The organism is Amnibacterium endophyticum (assembly GCF_042680685.1).
Lineage (GTDB): Bacteria > Actinomycetota > Actinomycetes > Actinomycetales > Microbacteriaceae > Amnibacterium > Amnibacterium endophyticum.
Window position 1 is genome coordinate 1 of record NZ_JBHUEA010000007.1, and the last position, 16,373, is coordinate 16,373.

15 protein-coding genes are annotated in these 16,373 nt (G+C 74.7%); 3 read left to right on the top strand and 12 right to left on the bottom strand.

Going from position 1 to position 16,373, the window contains the following annotated elements; all coding sequences use genetic code 11:
- From ACFSBI_RS05865 to ACFSBI_RS05875, 3 genes are all read right to left on the bottom strand, one after another.
- The coding region (locus ACFSBI_RS05865) for a transglutaminase TgpA family protein (RefSeq protein ID WP_377932981.1) at nt 1-1,837 on the bottom strand (1,837 nt) is incomplete at its 3' end.
- A complete protein-coding gene (locus tag ACFSBI_RS05870) occupies nt 1,827-2,993 on the bottom strand; it encodes a DUF58 domain-containing protein (protein ID WP_377932983.1) in 1,167 nt (388 codons plus the stop codon). The genes ACFSBI_RS05870 and ACFSBI_RS05865, both read right to left, overlap by 11 nt.
- Nucleotides 2,994-3,977 (bottom strand): AAA family ATPase, encoded by a 984-nt coding sequence (locus ACFSBI_RS05875; protein ID WP_377932985.1) that lies wholly within the window; start codon nt 3,975-3,977, stop codon nt 2,994-2,996.
- 129 nt (nt 3,978-4,106) lie between these two features.
- On the opposite strand from ACFSBI_RS05875, the gene purU reads away from it, so the two are divergent.
- Entirely contained in the window at nt 4,107-4,967 is an 861-nt protein-coding gene (gene purU / locus ACFSBI_RS05880) for a formyltetrahydrofolate deformylase (protein ID WP_377932987.1), read from the top strand.
- 201 nt (nt 4,968-5,168) lie between these two features.
- On the opposite strand, the gene ACFSBI_RS05885 is transcribed toward purU, so the two are convergent.
- From ACFSBI_RS05885 to ACFSBI_RS05895, 3 genes are read right to left on the bottom strand one after another with little or no spacing between them, the layout of a single operon-like run.
- The gene (locus tag ACFSBI_RS05885; protein ID WP_377932989.1) at nt 5,169-5,507 is read right to left on the bottom strand and encodes a hypothetical protein; all 339 of its coding nucleotides are present in this window, start codon (nt 5,505-5,507) and stop codon (nt 5,169-5,171) included.
- On the bottom strand, nt 5,504-5,812 hold the full coding sequence (locus ACFSBI_RS05890; RefSeq protein WP_377932991.1) for a DUF7882 family protein: 309 nt from the start codon (nt 5,810-5,812) through the stop codon (nt 5,504-5,506). Before ACFSBI_RS05890 ends, ACFSBI_RS05885 begins: the two co-directional genes overlap by 4 nt.
- A gap of 7 nt (nt 5,813-5,819) precedes the next feature.
- A complete protein-coding gene (locus tag ACFSBI_RS05895; protein WP_377932993.1) occupies nt 5,820-7,037 on the bottom strand; it encodes an NADP-dependent isocitrate dehydrogenase in 1,218 nt (405 codons plus the stop codon).
- Nucleotides 7,038-7,150: 113 nt separating this feature from the next.
- On the opposite strand from ACFSBI_RS05895, the gene ACFSBI_RS05900 reads away from it, so the two are divergent.
- Both ACFSBI_RS05900 and ACFSBI_RS05905 read left to right on the top strand, forming a co-directional pair.
- Entirely contained in the window at nt 7,151-7,603 is a 453-nt protein-coding gene (locus ACFSBI_RS05900) for a GNAT family N-acetyltransferase (RefSeq protein WP_377932995.1), read from the top strand.
- A 13-nt stretch (nt 7,604-7,616) separates the two neighbouring features.
- A complete protein-coding gene (locus tag ACFSBI_RS05905) occupies nt 7,617-8,024 on the top strand; it encodes an MGMT family protein (RefSeq protein ID WP_377932997.1) in 408 nt (135 codons plus the stop codon).
- 15 nt (nt 8,025-8,039) lie between these two features.
- On the opposite strand, the gene ACFSBI_RS05910 is transcribed toward ACFSBI_RS05905, so the two are convergent.
- The 6 genes from ACFSBI_RS05910 to sucD form a co-directional block, all read right to left on the bottom strand.
- On the bottom strand, nt 8,040-9,857 hold the full coding sequence (locus ACFSBI_RS05910; RefSeq protein WP_377932999.1) for an ABC transporter ATP-binding protein: 1,818 nt from the start codon (nt 9,855-9,857) through the stop codon (nt 8,040-8,042).
- Nucleotides 9,854-11,644 (bottom strand): ABC transporter ATP-binding protein, encoded by a 1,791-nt coding sequence (locus tag ACFSBI_RS05915; protein ID WP_377933001.1) that lies wholly within the window; start codon nt 11,642-11,644, stop codon nt 9,854-9,856. Before ACFSBI_RS05915 ends, ACFSBI_RS05910 begins: the two co-directional genes overlap by 4 nt.
- 460 nt (nt 11,645-12,104) lie before the next feature.
- Entirely contained in the window at nt 12,105-13,652 is a 1,548-nt protein-coding gene (purH, locus tag ACFSBI_RS05920) for a bifunctional phosphoribosylaminoimidazolecarboxamide formyltransferase/IMP cyclohydrolase (RefSeq protein ID WP_377933003.1), read from the bottom strand.
- Entirely contained in the window at nt 13,649-14,236 is a 588-nt protein-coding gene (gene purN, locus ACFSBI_RS05925) for a phosphoribosylglycinamide formyltransferase (RefSeq protein WP_377933005.1), read from the bottom strand. The genes purH and purN overlap by 4 nt, the downstream gene beginning before the upstream one ends.
- A gap of 11 nt (nt 14,237-14,247) precedes the next feature.
- Nucleotides 14,248-15,396 (bottom strand): cell division protein PerM, encoded by a 1,149-nt coding sequence (locus ACFSBI_RS05930; protein WP_377933006.1) that lies wholly within the window; start codon nt 15,394-15,396, stop codon nt 14,248-14,250.
- A 77-nt stretch (nt 15,397-15,473) separates the two neighbouring features.
- Nucleotides 15,474-16,358 (bottom strand): succinate--CoA ligase subunit alpha, encoded by an 885-nt coding sequence (sucD, locus tag ACFSBI_RS05935; RefSeq protein ID WP_377933008.1) that lies wholly within the window; start codon nt 16,356-16,358, stop codon nt 15,474-15,476.
- Nucleotides 16,359-16,373 lie beyond the last annotated feature (15 nt).

Sequence of the window (16,373 nt, forward strand, 5' to 3'; positions counted from 1 at the left end):
CGATCAGCTCCCGCCAGCCGCCGGTCGCGCCGCCGCCGGTCCCGGCGGCGAGCCGCCGGCGGCGACGGCGCAGCCGCAGCAGCGCGGGGACGGAGAGCACCGCCACGACCGCGAGCGCGACCCCGCCGCCCGACGCGGGCCCGGCCGCGGTGCTCGGCGCGGTCGTCGGCTGCTCCTGCACCGGCGCCGACGCGGAGGCCTCGGCGGAGGCGGAGGCCGTGGGCGGCGGCGCGTAGGCGGGCACGGCCCCCTGGCCGGGCGTCGGCTCGAAGCGCACCCAGCCGACGCCGTCGAAGTAGAGCTCGGGCCAGGCGTGCAGGTCGTCGGTCGTCACCGTCCGCGAGGCGCCCGAGCCCTCCGCGTCGCCCGGCTGGTAGCCGACGACGATGCGCGACGGGATGCCGAGCACCCGCGCCATCACGGCCATCGTCGACGCGTAGTGGATGCAGTAGCCCGCCTTGACGCGCAGGAAGGTGGCGATGACGCCGAGCCCGTCCCCGTCGTAGCCGCGTTCCGCGGGCGTCGTCTCGTCGTACGCGAAGGGCGCGCTCCGCAGCCGGTTCTGGATCGCGAGCGCCTGGTCGTAGGCCGTGCCCGCGTCCGCAGTCCAGGCGCGCGCGGTGCTGGTGATGATCGCCGGCACGCGCGCGGGCAGGGCGGTCGACTGCTGGTCGCCGGCCGGGGCGGTCGTCGAGCTGCGCCGCAGCTCCTCCGGCGTCGCGTCCACCACGGCGCTCTCCACCGTGTAGGGGCCGACCCGGTCCCCGCCGTTCCGGATCAGCGTGAGGCCGCGATCCTCCCACCGGAAGTCGGCGCCGCCGAGCCCCGACACCGCCGTGGCCGGGTAGGGCAGGGGCAGCCGCTCGCCGACGGCCTCGGCCGTCGCGGGGGTGATCACGGTGGTGCGGGTGCCGGCGTAGGCGTTCGCGGACAGGCCCGCGGGGTCCGGCGGCTCGGACGAGCGCAGCGGGCGGCCGTCTGCGGGGTTCGGCTGCCAGACGTCGCCGGAGAAGTCCTCGAGCACCGCGAGCCGCAGGTACACGTCCTTGTCGGGCCCGCTCGTGCGGTAGGTGAGCACGTCCGTCGTCGCGCCGCGACGCAGGTTCTCGCCGAGCCGGACGAGCGGGTCGACGTTCGTCCCGAAGAGCGGCGCGGCCGGCCCCGCCGCGATCGACGCCTGCGGCGCCGGCAGCACGACCTGGGCCACGAGCGTGAGCACGACGGCGATCGCGCCGCCCGCGGCGAGCCCGCGGATCCGGGGCGGCGCCCCGCGCCGGCGCCGGTCGGCGGCCACCACCAGCAGCGCGGACGCGGCGACGGCGAGCAGCACCCAGCCGTTCGTGCCGGTCGCGAACGCCTTCCCCGGCACGATGGCGACCGCGAGCACCACGAGCATCCCGGCGATCGGTGCGCCGAGGCCGACCGCGACCGCGTCGACCACGATCGCCACGAGCGCCGCCCCGACGCCCATCACGAGCGCGAGCTCCGGGGTGCCCTGCGCGGGCACGGAGTCGAGCGCGATCTGCCGGAACCCCTGCGCGGACACGTCGAGCAGCGCGCTCGCGCTGCCCCGCGCGCCGAGGTCCAGCACGGTCGCGGGTCCGAGCGTCAGCAGCGTGGCCACGGGCAGCACCGCGGCGGTCGCCAGCATCGCGACGGCCGCGGTGGTCAGCCCGGCGCGGCGGGCGAGCGCCGCGACCGCGAGGACGACGACGACCAGCAGGAGTGAGCGCCACCACCAGAGCGAGCCCTGCACGACGGGAGCGAAGGACAGCATCGCGAGCATCAGCGCCGCGCCCGAGGCCGCGGTCACCGCGCCGGCCCGGTCAGCGCGCACGGGGATCACGCTCCACCGCGAGCACGCGGACGCGCCACCCGCGCGCCGCCTCCGGGGCGGCCGTGCCGACGTCGCCCGTCACGACGGTGATCAGCCCGTCCGCCCCGCGCGGGGGCGGGGCGAGCCGGCGCAGCGACTGCGTCTCCCCCGTGCCGGTGATCAGGTGCACCACCTGCACGTCGCCCGTGGCCGCGAGCGCGGCGGCCTCCGGCGGGTGAGGGTGCGCGCTGCCGCGTCCGACCAGGGCGAGCCGCACCAGCCCCGCCTCCGCCGTGGACGAGGGCGCCTGCCGCCGTCCGGCGACGACGCGGACGGGCGCCTGCCGCGAGCCGAGCTCCGCCACCAGCGAGGCGGCGTGCTCGACGGCCGCCTCGAACAGCGCTGCGCTCGGCCAGGCGGCCTGGCGCGTGTCGAGGACGAGGCCGGTCGCCGCCGTCGGCACCGCGGACTCGGTGCGCACCATCAGCTCGCCGCGGTGCGCGGTCGCCCGCCAGTCGACCGTGCGCAGCGGGTCGCCGCTGCGGTACTCGCGCGCCACGAGGTCGCGCTGGTCGCCGATCGCCCCGAGCACGGAGCCGGCACCGGCGTCCGGGTCCGACCGCCGCAGCGAGGTGGGCGCCTCGACGTCCGAGAGCCGCGGCAGCACGATCACCCGGTCGGTCGGGCCGACCCGGCGGCTGGAGACGACGAGGCGCAGCGGGTCCGTGCGGTGCACGCGCAGCGGGCCGATCGGCACCTCGCCGCGCACGCGGCCGCGCACCTCGTACTCGAGCAGCGTCGCCGGCCGGCCGGGGCGCAGGGCCGGCAGCCGGCCCGAGACGTGCCCCGTCACCGCGACCGAGTGCGGCAGCTGCTCGGACCACTCGAGCGCGCCCGCGGCCGAGCCGCGGAGGATGAGCCGCACCCGCACCGGCTCGCGCTGCAGCGCGATGCCGGGGTCGATCCGGCGCTCGACCTGCACGTCCGAAGGCGCGAGGACGACGACGACGAGCGCAGCGACGACGGCGCCGAGCAGGAACAGGGCGACCGCGAGCAGGGCGGACCAGCCGGACGCGTAGGCCGCGACCATGCCGACCACCCCGCCGGCGACGAAGACGCCGCCCCGGATGGTCGGCCGGGCCGCGCGCAGGCGGTCCAGCAGTGCCCCGCTCCGCATCTACTGCAGAGGGACGGGGACGCCGGCGACGATCTGGGTGACGAGCCGCTGCGCGTCCGCGTCGAGCGAGCCCTGCTGCTCGAAGCCGCTGCGGCGCAGCACGAGGCGGTGGGCGAGCACCGGGCCGGCCAGCGCCTCCACGTCGTCGGGCAGCACGAAGTCGCGGCCGTCCAGCACGGCCGCGGCCTTGGCGGCGCGCAGCAGCTGGAGGCTCGCGCGCGGGCTGGCGCCGAGGCGGACCTCGGAGTGCCGCCGGGTCGCGGCCGTGATGCGCAGCACGTACGTCTCGACCGCCGGCGAGACGAACACCTCGCGGGCGGCTCGGATCAGCTCGGACAGCTCGCCGGCCGCGAGCGCCGGCTCGAGCGCCTCCAGCGGCCGGGTGGCGCCGTGCGAGCGGAGCATCTCCCGCTCCGCCTTCTCGTCCGGGTAGCCCATCGAGATCCGCGCCATGAAGCGGTCCCGCTGCGCCTCGGGCAGCACGTAGGTGCCCTCCATGTCCACCGGGTTCTGGGTCGCGACGACCATGAACGGATCCGGCAGCGGCCAGGTGGCGCCGTCGACGGTGACCTGCGCCTCCTCCATGCACTCCAGCAGCGCCGCCTGCGTCTTCGGGGAGGCGCGGTTGATCTCGTCGCCGACGACGACGTTCGCGAAGACGGCGCCGGGCTTGAACTCGAACCGCGCGACCGACTGGTCGAAGACGCTGACGCCCGTGACGTCGGACGGCAGCAGGTCCGGGGTGAACTGGATGCGGCTGATCGTGCCGCCGGTGGCGCGGGCGAGCGCCTTCGCGAGCATCGTCTTGCCCACGCCGGGCACGTCCTCGAGCAGCAGGTGGCCGCCCGCCAGCATGACGGCGAGCGCCGAGCGGATGACGTCCTCCTTGCCGTCGATCACGGTGGCGACGGCGGCGACGATCCGTTCACCGGCGTCGCGGACCTCCTCCGCGGCTCGGGCGTCCAGCGTGGAGCGGTCCGTCATCGGTGCCTTCCTCGGGTAGCGCAGCCGTCCCACGATAAGCGAGCGGAGCCGCGCAGCGGTGCGGGCGCAGGGACTTCGTAGGTCGCGGGCGGCCGAGCGCGCCCGCGGGGGCGCCCCTAGGCTGACGCCGTGACCGACGCGGCAGGCACCCACCGGGTCCTCACCTTCGTCTGCGCCGACCGGCCCGGCATCGTCCACGCCCTGTCGGGCGCGCTCGTCGATGCGGGCGGCAACATCACGGAGAGCCAGCAGTTCTCGAGCGAGGACACCGGCCGGTTCTTCATCCGCCTGCAGGTGGAGGCGGACGCGACCGCGGAGCGCCTGGCCGCGCACCTCGACCCGGTCGCGCGCCGGTTCGAGGCGGAGTGGCGGATCGACGTCGTCGGGCGCCCGATGCGCACCCTCGTGCTCGTGTCGACGGCGGGCCACTGCCTGAACGACCTGCTGTTCCGCCGGCGCAGCGGCCAGCTGCCGATCGAGATCCCGCTCGTGCTCGGCAACCACCGCGACCTCGAGGGGCTCGCCGACTTCTACGGCGTCCCGTTCGAGGCGCGCGCGGTGACCTCGCCCGAGACGAAGCGCGCGTTCGAGCAGCGGGTCCTCGCCGCGGTCGACGAGCTCGGCATCGAGCTCGTCGTCCTGGCGCGCTACATGCAGATCCTGTCGCCCGAGCTGTGCGAGCGGCTCGCGGGCCGCGCGATCAACATCCACCACTCGTTCCTGCCCGGCTTCAAGGGTGCGAACCCCTACCGCCAGGCGCACGCCCGCGGCGTCAAGCTGATCGGCGCGACGGCGCACTTCGTCACGGCCGACCTCGACGAGGGGCCGATCATCGAGCAGGAGGTCGTCCGGGTCGACCACGCCTCCAGCGCGCGCGAGCTCGTCTCCATCGGGCAGGACCAGGAGAGCCGCACGCTGTCGCGGGCCGTGCGCTGGTTCGCGGAGCACCGGGTGCTGCAGGACGGCGCCCGCACGATCATCTTCCGCTGAGCGCGGCTCGATCCCCGTCCGCTCGGCGCCGTCGCGCTCGACGTCGTGGGCCGGCCGACGGGCGCGCCGCGCCTCGTCGGACGGAGGTCGTGACGCGCACCGGCGGCGAGCAGGCCGCGGTCGGGTCCGGACACCGCACGCGGAGGCCCGGGGTCGCGCTCCTTGCCTCCCTGCGGGCTTCACGGACCGGACCGCCGGCCGTCAACCGGTCGGCAGCGCGGCGTCGTCGTCCGGGTCCGCCAGACCGGGCCCGTCGGAGGCGGGGATCGGGAGCTCGAGGGACGCGATCCGGCGGCGCAGCTCCGCGACCGCGGGCGCGGCGTCGCCCTCGAACGGCTCGTCGTCCTCGTAGACCGTGATCTGGCTCGAGGGCCCGAGCAGCAGCGAGACCTCCTGCAGCCGACCGCCCTCCGGCAGCGCCAGGATCCGGACGGTGTCGGCCCGACCGAGCCGCGCGAGCCGCGCGGCGTAGTCGAGCACCAGCGCGGCCACCTCGCCGTCCGTGCCGACGACGGCGTCCGCGTACGCGATCCGCTTCACCGTCCCGGACCGTCCGGCTCCGGGACGAGGCGCAGCCCCGAGGGCTGGTTCGCCGCGTCCCGGAGCACCCGCAGCCACTCGCGGTTCACCGAGGGCTCCCGGCTGCCGGCGTACTTGAAGGTGATGGGCACGCCCGGCGAGATCCAGATCGACCCGTGGCCGTCGCCGACGCCGGGCTCGTCCTTCCAGCTGAAGGGGAAGGACTCGTGCGCCCGCAGCTTGCCGTAGATGACGAGCTGCAGGTGGGCCAGCGCCCGGTCGTCGATCGGGATCGGCTGGTTCGTGTTGTAGACCAGGGAGCCCATGATGGGGTCAGCCGAGTCGCTTCTGCAGGTTCTCGGCGAGGGTCGCGAGGAACTCCTCGGTGGTCTGCCACTGCTGGTCCGGCCCGACCAGCAGCGCCAGGTCCTTGGTCATCGCGCCGCTCTCGACCGTCTTCACGACGACGTCCTCGAGGGTGTCGGCGAACTCGATGAGCGCCTGGTTGCCGTCCAGCTTGCCGCGGTGGGCGAGGCCCCGCGTCCACGCGTAGATCGAGGCGATCGGGTTGGTCGACGTGGGCTTGCCCTGCTGGTGCTGGCGGTAGTGCCGGGTCACGGTGCCGTGCGCGGCCTCCGCCTCGACGACCTTGCCGTCCGGCGTGGTCAGGACGCTCGTCATCAGGCCGAGGGAGCCGAAGCCCTGCGCCACGGTGTCGGACTGCACGTCGCCGTCGTAGTTCTTGCAGGCCCAGACGTAGCCGCCCTCCCACTTGAGCGACGAGGCGACCATGTCGTCGATCAGCCGGTGCTCGTAGGTGAGCCCCTTCTCGGCGAAGCGGTCGGCGTACTCGGCGTCGAAGACCTCCTGGAACAGGTCCTTGAAGCGGCCGTCGTAGGCCTTGAGGATCGTGTTCTTCGTCGACAGGTAGACCGGGTAGTCGCGGGCGAGGCCGTAGTTGAACGAGGCGCGCGCGAAGTCGCGGATCGACTCGTCGAGGTTGTACATCGCCATCGCGACGCCGCCGCCGGGGCTCTGGAACACCTCGAAGGACTGCGCCTCGGAGCCGTCGTCCGGCTGGAAGCTGATGGTCAGCGTGCCCTGGCCCTCGAACTTGAAGTCCGTCGCGCGGTACTGGTCGCCGAACGCGTGGCGGCCGATCACGATCGGCTTGTTCCAGCCGGGGACGAGCCGCGGGATGTTCGAGATCACGATGGGCTCGCGGAAGATGACGCCGCCGAGGATGTTGCGGATCGTCCCGTTCGGGCTCTTCCACATCTTCTTCAGCCCGAACTCCTCCACGCGGGCCTCGTCCGGCGTGATCGTCGCGCACTTCACGCCGACGCCGTGCTTCTTGATCGCGTTCGCCGCGTCGATCGTGATGCGGTCGTCGGTCTCGTCCCGCTTCTCGATGCCGAGGTCGTAGTACTCGAGGTCGATGTCGAGGTACGGGTGGATCAGCGTGTCCTTGATCGACTGCCAGATGATCCGCGTCATCTCGTCGCCGTCCAGCTCGACGACCGTGCCCTCGACCTTGATCTTGTCCGCCACGCGAGCTCTCCTCTTCGTCATCCGCGCCGTTGCGCCGATCCACAGTACAAGCGGAGCCGATGCGCCTCCTGGGCCCGCGTGCCGCCGGGGCCGCCGCTCGGTAGCCTGAGGGCGTGCCGGACCTCCACCTCGAACCCCTCTCCGCCGCGACGGCCTCCGCGGCGAACGGCCTGACGCTGAAGCCGGGGCAGGAGCAGTACGCGACGCCGGTCTCGCACGTGGAGACCGAGGCGACGATCTCGCCCACCGCGGCGTGGCCGCGGGTGGTCCTCGACGGCGACGAGGTCGTCGGGTTCATCAAGGGCAGTTTCGACATGGACGAGCCGCGCCCGGAGTTCCGCTGCTGCATCTGGCAGATCAACGTGAAGGCCTCCGCGCAGGGCCGCGGCGTCGGCCGGTTCGCCGTGCACGGCCTCGCGGACGAGGCCCGCGCCCGCGGCTTCACGCGCCTGACGGTGATCTACGAGCCCGGCGAGGCCGGCCCGGAGGCGTTCTTCCACCACGTCGGGTTCCAGGACGTCGGCGAGACCGCGTTCGGCGAGACGGTCGCCGCGCTCGACCTCTGACCCTCCCCGCCCCGTGAGCCCGGTCTTCGAGACGAGCGGCGACTACACGGAGGCCGTGCTGCAGGTCGTCGCGACGATCCCGCCCGGCCGCGTCATGACCTACGGCGACGTCGCGTGGGTCTTCGGCCGCCCGGGCGCCCGGGCCGTCGGCATGGTGCTGCGCTACCACGGCAGCGGGCTGCCCTGGTGGCGCGTGATCCGAGCCGGCGGCCACCCGCCGACCGGGCACGAGGCCGCGGCCCGCGCGCACTACGAGGCCGAGGGCACCCCGCTGCTGCCGGCGACCACACCGGCCGGGTACCGCATCGACCTCCCCCGCGCCGCCTGGAACCCCCACGACCGCGCCCTCGAGCAGGAGATCCGACCCGCAGCAGGAGATCCGACGGGCGGATCTCCTGCTGCAGGGCCGACGTCCTGCTGACGGGCTCGCGCCGCGTCAGACGAGGGAGTCGCGCCAGGCCGCGTGCAGCGCGGCGAAGCGGCCAGTACCCGCGATCAGGTCCGCGGGCGGGCCGTCCTCGACGATCCGCCCGTGCTCCATGACGAGCACGCGGTCCGCGATCGCGACCGTCGACAGCCGGTGGGCGATGATCAGCGCGGTGCGGTCGGCGAGCAGCGTCTGCAGCGCCTCCTGCACCAGCCGCTCGCTCGGGATGTCCAGCGAGGCGGTCGCCTCGTCGAGGATCAGCACCGCGGGGTCCGCGAGGAACGCCCGGGCGAACGAGATCAGCTGCCGCTGCCCCGCCGAGACGCGGCCGCCGCGCTTGTTCACGTCGGTGTCGTACCCGTGCGGCAGCGAGCGGATGAACGCGTCCGCGCCGACGGCCCGGGCTGCGGCCTCGATCTCGTCCCGGGTCGCTCCCGGGCGCCCCAGCTCGATGTTGTCCGCGACGGAGCCGCTGAACAGGTAGGCCTCCTGCGTCACCATCACGATCGCGCGGTGCAGGTCCGCGGACGTGAGGTCGCGCAGGTCGACCCCGTCGAGCGTGATCCGCCCGTCGCTCGGGTCGTAGAAGCGGGCGATCAGCTTCGCGAGCGTCGACTTGCCGGCGCCCGTGGAGCCGACGAGCGCGATCGTCTGGCCGGCGGGGACGTCGAGGTCGAAGCGGGGCAGCACCTCGCGGTCGCTGCGGTACGCGAACCGCACCTCCTCGAAGCGCACGCGCCCCTGGCCCTCCCCCTGCTTCGCGAGCGGCACGGCGCGGATCGGCTCCGGGACCGTCGGCCGCTCCTCCAGCACCCCGCTGATCTTCTCCAGCGCGGCCGCGGCCGAGGAGTAGGAGTTGTAGAAGGTCGCGACGTCCTCCATCGGGTCGAAGAACCGACGGGTGTACAGGACGGCCGCGAGCAGCGCGCCGATCTCGAGGTCGCCCCCGAGCACGCGGAAGGCGCCGAACAGCAGCACGGCCGCCACCGCGAGGTTGCCGATCAGCGTGAGGCCCGGCTCGAGCACCGCGAACAGGCGGATCGCCCGAGCGTTGATCGCCCGGTAGTCCTCCGCGAGCGCGCCGTAGTCCTCGTCGTTGCGGCGCTCCTTGCGGAACGCCTGCACCGCGCGGATGCCGGTCATCGTCTCAACGAAGTGCACGATCAGCTTCGCCGAGGCGACGCGGGAGGCGCGGAAGACCGTCTCGCTCGAGCGCTGGAACCAGCGGACGAGGAAGAACAGCGGCACGAACGAGCACAGCAGCACGACCGCGCTGCGCCAGTCGAGCAGCGCGAGCGCGACGAAGGTGAACGCCATGTAGAGCACGCTCATCACGAGCTCGTTGATGCCGCCGTCGAGCAGCTCGCGCATCGACTCGAGGTCGCTCGTCTGCCGCGAGATGATGCGGCCCGACGTGTACTGCTCGTGGAACTCGAGGCTGAGCCGCTGCGTCTGCACGAAGACCCGCTCGCGCAGGTCGAGCAGGATCGCCTGGGCGATCCGCGCGGTCTGCACCGTGTAGGACGCGACCATCACCCCGGCGCCGACGCCCGCGACGAGGTACACGACCACCGCCGCGCCGAGCGGCATCGCGTTCCCGCGCACGAGCGCGGGCAGCCCGGTGTCGATGCCGAAGGCGATGATGGCGGGCCCGATCACCTGCAGCCCCGTGCTGACCACGACGACGAGCAGCGTCAGCGCGATCCGCCACTTCAGCGGCGCGAGCAGGCTGCCGAGCAGCCGCAGCGAGCGCCGGCGCAGGGCCTTCCGCTCGTCGCGGTCGAAGTCGCGCCGGTCCTCGCCGCGGACGCCCGTCACGGTGCTCATGCGTCCACCTCCTGCCGTTCCTGCCCGGCCTCGCGCTCGTCCTCGAGGCTGGAGATGACGAACCGGTAGCGCTCGCTGGTCGCGAGCAGCTCCGTGTGGGTGCCGACCGCGAGGATGCGGCCGTCCTCGAGCAGCGCGACCCGGTCGGCGAGCTGCACGGTCGACGGCCGGTGGGCGACGATCAGCGCCGTGGTCCGGGTCAGGACCCGCCGCAGCGCCGCCTCCACCAGCGCCTCCGTGTCCACGTCCAGCGCGGACAGGGGGTCGTCGAGCACGAGCACCGCCGGGTTCGCGGCGACGGCGCGGGCGAGCGCGAGCCGCTGGCGCTGCCCGCCGGACAGCGACAGCCCCTCCTCCCCGATGACGGTGTCGAGCCCCTGCGGCAGGTCGAGCACGAAGTCGGCCTGCGCGATGTCGAGCGCCTCCCGCAGCGCGTCCTCGCCCGCGTCCGGGCGCCCGAGCAGCACGTTGTCGCGCACGGAGGCGCTGAACAGCGTCGCGTCCTCGAACGCCAGCGCGACGTGCGTGCGCAGCTCCTGCCGGGTGAGGTCGCGGATGTCGACGCCGTCGAGCAGGACGCGGCCGCCGGTCACGTCGTACAGGCGGCCTGCGAGCTCGACCATCGTCGTCTTGCCGCTGCCGGTCAGCCCGACGAGCGCCATGGTCTCCCCCGGCTCGACCACGAGGTCGACGCCGTCGAGCAGCGGGGAGTCGGGCGCGTCCGGGTAGGCGAAGCGCACGCCGGCGAACTCGAGCCGCCCGTGCGCCTCCGCGATGCGCTTCGGCTGCTCGGGGTCGGCGACCGCGTTCTCCTCGTCGAACACCTCGTACAGGCGGTCGGTGGCCGCGCGGGTGTCGAACAGCATCGACAGCAGGAAGCCGATGGACTCGAGCGGGAACCGCAGCACCGTCGCGGTCGCGAAGAAGGCGACGAGGCCGCCCGCCGTGAGCGCCCCGACGCTCGCCTGCCACACACCGACGAGCAGGCACAGGGCGAACGCGACGTCCGGCACGAGCAGCAGCCACAGCCAGATGGAGGCGACGGCACGCGCCTTCTCCAGCTCCGTGCCGCGCAGCTGCTCCGCCTGCTCGATGAACTGCTTCAGCGCGGTCCGGCCGCGGCCGAACGCCTTCAGGACGCGGATGCCGTGCACCGACTCCTCGACGAGGGTCGCGAGGTCGCCCTGCTGGTCCTGGCTGCGGCGGGCGACCACGTGGTAGCGGCGCTCGAACCGGAAGCCGTTGATCCACAGCGGGATCGAGCAGACGGCGAACACGATCGCGAGCAGCGGGTTCAGGAAGCCGAGCACCACGATGCCGACGACGATCGTGATCACGTTCACGACGAGGTAGACGAGCCCGAACGCGATGAAGCGGCGGATCAGGCCGAGGTCGGTCATCGAGCGCGACAGCAGCTGGCCGCTCGGCCAGCGGTCGTGGAACGCCACCGGCAGGTCCTGCAGCTTGTGGTACAGCGCGCGGCGCAGGTCGATCTCGACACCGGTCGCCGGCTTGACGATCCAGAGGCGCCGGGCGGTGTACAGCGCGGCCTCGAGCACGCCGAGCACGGCGACGAGCCCGACGGCCCAGCCGATGGCGGCGACGTCGCGGTCGGCGAGCGGGCCGTCGACGAGGAAGCGCAGCACCTGCGGGATGGCGAGCGTGACGAGGGACGCCGCGAGCGCCATCACGGCGGACCCGATCAGCCGGCTGCGCGCGGGGCGGACGAACGGCCCGAGGCGCGCGAGCGCCTGGAGCGTGGAGGGAGGACGGACGGGATCGGACACAGGGGGTTCCCTTCGCGGCGGACGCCTGGTCGGCGGCCGTGGACGCGGTCGTTCGGGGGCGCGGCGATGACCGCGAGAGGGAGGCTGCGACGGACGCAGCCCGGGAGGGACCTGAGCGGGCGCGGGGTCAGACGACGCGCGGGCGGAGGGGGAGGGCGAGTTCGATGGCGGGCGTGATCACAGCGGCCTCCTGTCCCTCGACGGCCGGTGTCCCGGTCGGGCCGCGATCATCCCCGGCAGGACGCCGTGGACCGCGATCGCGACAGCCTTCGATCCTAAGCCCGTTCTCGGAGCCCGCACAATGGTCGATGTGAACGCGCACTCCCGCTGCGCGCCGCGCCGCGCGGCCCCGCCCCTCGCCGGTCGAGCCGCCGCCCCGCCCTCGCCGGTCGAGGTGCGACGCAGGAGCCTCGAGACCACCCGGCCCCGGGGGTGCCGGGCGGCCGCAGCGACCGCGGGGTCAGTGGAGGAAGTGGCGCTCGCCCGTGAAGTACATGGTGACGCCCGCGGCCTCGACCGCGGCGACGACCTCGGCGTCCCGCACGGAGCCGCCGGGCTGCACGATCGCCTTCACGCCCGCGCGCAGCAGCACCTCCGCGCCGTCCGCGAAGGGGAAGAACGCGTCGGAGGCGGCGACCGAGCCCGCGGCGCGCTCCCCCGCCCGCCGCACGGCGAGCATGCACGAGTCGACGCGGTTCACCTGGCCCATGCCGATGCCGACGGACGCGCCGCCGGAGGCGAGCAGGATCGCGTTCGACTTGACCGACCGGCAGGCGCGCCAGGCGAAGGCGAGGTCCGCGAGGGTCGCGTCGTCCGCCGCGGGCCCGGCGGCGAGGCGCCACGTCCCGGGATCGACGACGTCGAACCGGTCGGGCTCCTGCACCAGCATCCCGCCCGACACCTGCTTGACGTCGCGCCGCGGCCGCTCGAAGCCGTCCGGCAGCCGGAGGATCCGGAGGCTCTTGCGCTGCTGCAGCACGGTGATCGCCTGCGGCTCGTAGTCCGGCGCGACGATCACCTCGGTGAAGATGCCGGCGACCGCCTCCGCCATCCCGAGGGTGACCGTGCGGTTCGCCGCGATCACGCCGCCGAACGCGGAGACGGGGTCGCAGTCGTTCGCGAGCCGGTGGGCGGCGGCGATCGGGTCGACGGCCCGGGGCGGGGCCACGGCGATGCCGCAGGGGTTCGCGTGCTTCATCACGGCGACGGCGGGCTCGTCGAAGTCGAGCGAGGCGCGCACGGCGGCCTCCGCATCGACGAGGTTGTTGTAGCTGAGCGCCTTGCCGGACAGCTGCGCCGCCTGGGCGATGCCCCGGCCGTCCGGCTCGCGCTGCAGCACCGCCGCCTGGTGGGCGTTCTCGCCGTAGCGGAGCGGGGTCTCGGTGTAGCGCCGGGTCTCGGAGCGCAGGTCCGCGCCGCCCGCGAACCAGTCCGCGATGGCGCGGTCGTAGGCGGCGATCCGCTCGAACGCGGCGGCGGCGAGCGATCGGCGCTGCGCGAGCGTCGTCCCGCCCGCCTCGAGCGCGCCGCCGATCAGCGCGTAGTCCTCGGGGTCCGTGACGACCGCCACGTTCGCGAAGTTCTTGGCCGCGGCGCGCACGAGCGCGGGGCCGCCGATGTCGACCTGCTCGATCACGTCCTCGTCGGCGGCGCCCGAGGCGACGGTGCGCTCGAAGGGGTAGAGGCTCGAGACGACCAGCTCGAAGGGCGCGATGCCGAGCGCGCCCAGCTGCTCCGCGTGCTCCGGCCGGCGCAGGTCGGCGAGCAGCCCCGCGTGCACGGCGGGGTGCAGCGTCTTCACCCGCCCGTCCAGCGACTCGGGGAACCCGGTCACCTCCGCGACGTCGACCACCTCGAGCCCGGCCTGCCGGAGCGTCGAGGCCGTCGAGCCGGTCGAGACGAGCTCGACGCCCGCCGCGGCGAGGCGGGCGCCCAGCTCGGCGAGGCCGGTCTTGTCGCTGACGGACAGCAGCGCGCGGCGGACGGGGACGAGGTCGCGATCGGTCACGCGGACTCCTTCAGCTGGATGCGGCCGGTCGCGACGCCTTCGACGACGTCGGCGAGCAGCCGTCGCTCGACGGGCTTGATGCGCGCGTGGAGCGTGGACTCGGTGTCGCCGGGCAGCACGGGGACGCGCTCGCGGGCGAGGACGGGGCCGCTGTCGACGCCGTGGTCGACCGCGATGACGCTCGCGCCCGTCTCCGCCGCGCCGGCGGCGAGGGCGTCGCGGACGGCGTGCGCGCCGGGGAACTCGGGCAGGTAGGCGGGGTGGGTGTTCACGAGCCGGGGTGCCAGCGCGTCGACGACGCCCTCCGGGAGCAGCCGCATCAGGCCGGAGAGCACCACGAGGTCGGGCGCCCAGGGCCGGATGGCCTCGAGCAGCGCATCGCCCCACGCCTCCCGCGAGTCGTACTGCGGCCACGGGGTGACGAAGGACGGCACGCCGAACTCGTCGGCGTGCACTAGCCCGGTCGCGTCGCGGTCGGCGCCCACCGCCACCACGTGGGCGGGGAAGGCGGGGTCGTCGCAGCGCTCGAGCAGCGCCCGCAGGTTGCTGCCGCCGCCCGAGATCAGGACGACGAGGCGCAGCACGGTCGCCGAGCCTACTGGTCGGCCTCCGGCGGCTCCGGCGGCTCCGGCGCCCGGACCACGGCGGCGCCGAGGATCGCCGGCAGGCCGATCTCGACGGCGGCGAGCCCGGCGGCCAGCAGCGGGTCGGTGCCGACCACGCCGAAGCGCCCGGGCCCCGCGGCGCCGGCGGTGGCGAGCGCGAGCAGCCCCATCGCGGCGCCTGCGGTGAGGCCGGCGAGCGCGCCGAGCGTCAGCGAGGGGGTCCGCACGCCGGACCGCCGTGCGAGCACACCGGCCGCGAAGCCCGCGAGCACGGGCAGCAGCAGCGCGACCGCGGCGACCGGGCCGGGGTCGGCGGGGACGAGGCCGAGCACGGCCAGCCCGGGGAGGGGGCCGACCTGCGTGGCGAAGGCGCTGGTCGCCGAGCCCGCGCCGAGCGCGATCGGGGCGCCCGTGGTCCAGGCGGCGCCCCAGACCACCAGCGTCGGCAGCGCGAGCGCCTGCGCGGCCGTGAGCACGAGCCCGCCGAGCGGCCCGGCGTCGAGGCCCTCGTAGAGCGCGACCACGTCGGCGAAGCGGGCGAGGAGCAGCAGCGCCGTCCCCGCCGCGGCCGCGGCGAGCAGCAGGCCCGTCCCGGCGAGCCCCGCCCGCACCCCGGGGGGCAGCGGCGCCGCGGACCGGGTGCGCCGCAGGGCCGCCAGGGCGACCACTGCGACCAGAGCGCTCGGCAGCACGACCGCCTGCCAGGCGACCGGTCGCGCCTCCGGCGACGTCCCCACGAGCAGCAGCCCGGCTGCGCCCGCGGCGGTGCCGGCGACGACCCCGGCCCAGGCGGCGAGCGGCGCCGCGGTCCCGGCCGCGCGCCGACCCGCGCGCACCGCGGCGGCAGCGGTGACGAGCGCGGGGCCGAGCACGGCGACCGTCGCGGTGAAGCCGGGGAACCGCACGTCCACCCCGTGGCCCAGCAGCTGGAGGACCGCGGCGGCACGGATCCAGGTCGTCCAGTCCGTCGGCGCGCCGAGTCCCGCCCAGGCGAGCACGCCGAGCGCCGCCAGCACGGCGAACGGCAGGGCGATGCCGAGCGGGCCGTCGACGGCGCCGAGCAGCGCCGCGCCGACCACGCGCCCGCGACGGAGCGCGGGGCGCGGCGGCGCGGGCGGGGCCTCGAGGGTCGTGGTCACGATCGGGCGAGACTACGGTCGGCCCGCGCCCGCTCCGCGGATGCGCCGCGGCCTGTCCCGACCGCGGGGCGACCGCGTCAGCCGCCGACGACCTCGCGCATGAGCGCCGCGGTCTCGCTGGGGGTGCGGCCGACCTTGACGCCCGCGGCCTCCAGCGCCTCCTTCTTCGCCTGCGCCGTGCCCGCGGAGCCCGACACGATGGCACCCGCGTGCCCCATCGTCTTGCCCTCCGGCGCGGTGAAGCCCGCGACGTAGGCGACGACCGGCTTCGTCACATGGGCCTTGATGTACTCGGCGGCCCGCTCCTCGGCGTCGCCGCCGATCTCGCCGATCATGACGATCGCCTTCGTCTCCGGGTCCGCCTCGAACGCCTCGAGCGCGTCGATGTGCGTCGTGCCGATGATCGGGTCGCCGCCGATGCCCACCGCGGTGGAGATGCCGATGTCCGACAGCTCGTACATCATCTGGTAGGTCAGGGTGCCCGACTTCGACACGAGCCCGATCGGCCCGCTGCCGGTGATCGTCGCGGGGATGATGCCGGCGTTCGACCTCCCCGGGCTGATCACGCCGGGGCAGTTCGGGCCGATGATCCGCGTCGCGCCGCCCTTCTGCTTCGCGAGCGCCCAGAACTCGGCGGAGTCCTTCACCGGGATGCCCTCGGTGATCACGACCGCGAGCGGGATGCCCGCCTCGACGGCCTCGACCACGGCCGACTTCGCGAAGGCCGGGGGCACGAAGATGACGCTGGTGTCCGCGCCGGTGGCCTCCATCGCCTCGCGCACGGTGCCGAAGATCGGCAGGCTCTCGCCGCCGATCTCGACGGTCGTGCCCGCCTTCCGCGGGTTCACGCCGCCCACCACCTTCGCGCCGGAGGCGAGCATGCGCGTCGCGTGCTTGGTGCCCTCGGACCCGGTGAGGCCCTGGACGATGATCTTGGTCTCGTCGCCGATCAGGATCGACATGCTGCTGCTTCCTCT

Bases quoted from the DNA above. Each gene is read 5' to 3' on its own strand.
- ACFSBI_RS05870 (WP_377932983.1), bottom strand. From the start codon at position 2,993: ATGCGGAGCGGGGCACTGCTGGACCGCCTGCGCGCGGCCCGGCCGACC.
- ACFSBI_RS05875 (WP_377932985.1), bottom strand. From the start codon at position 3,977: ATGACGGACCGCTCCACGCTGGACGCCCGAGCCGCGGAGGAGGTCCGC.
- ACFSBI_RS05890 (WP_377932991.1), bottom strand. From the start codon at position 5,812: ATGGGCTCCCTGGTCTACAACACGAACCAGCCGATCCCGATCGACGAC.
- ACFSBI_RS05910 (WP_377932999.1), bottom strand. From the start codon at position 9,857: ATGAGCACCGTGACGGGCGTCCGCGGCGAGGACCGGCGCGACTTCGAC.
- sucD (WP_377933008.1), bottom strand. From the start codon at position 16,358: ATGTCGATCCTGATCGGCGACGAGACCAAGATCATCGTCCAGGGCCTC.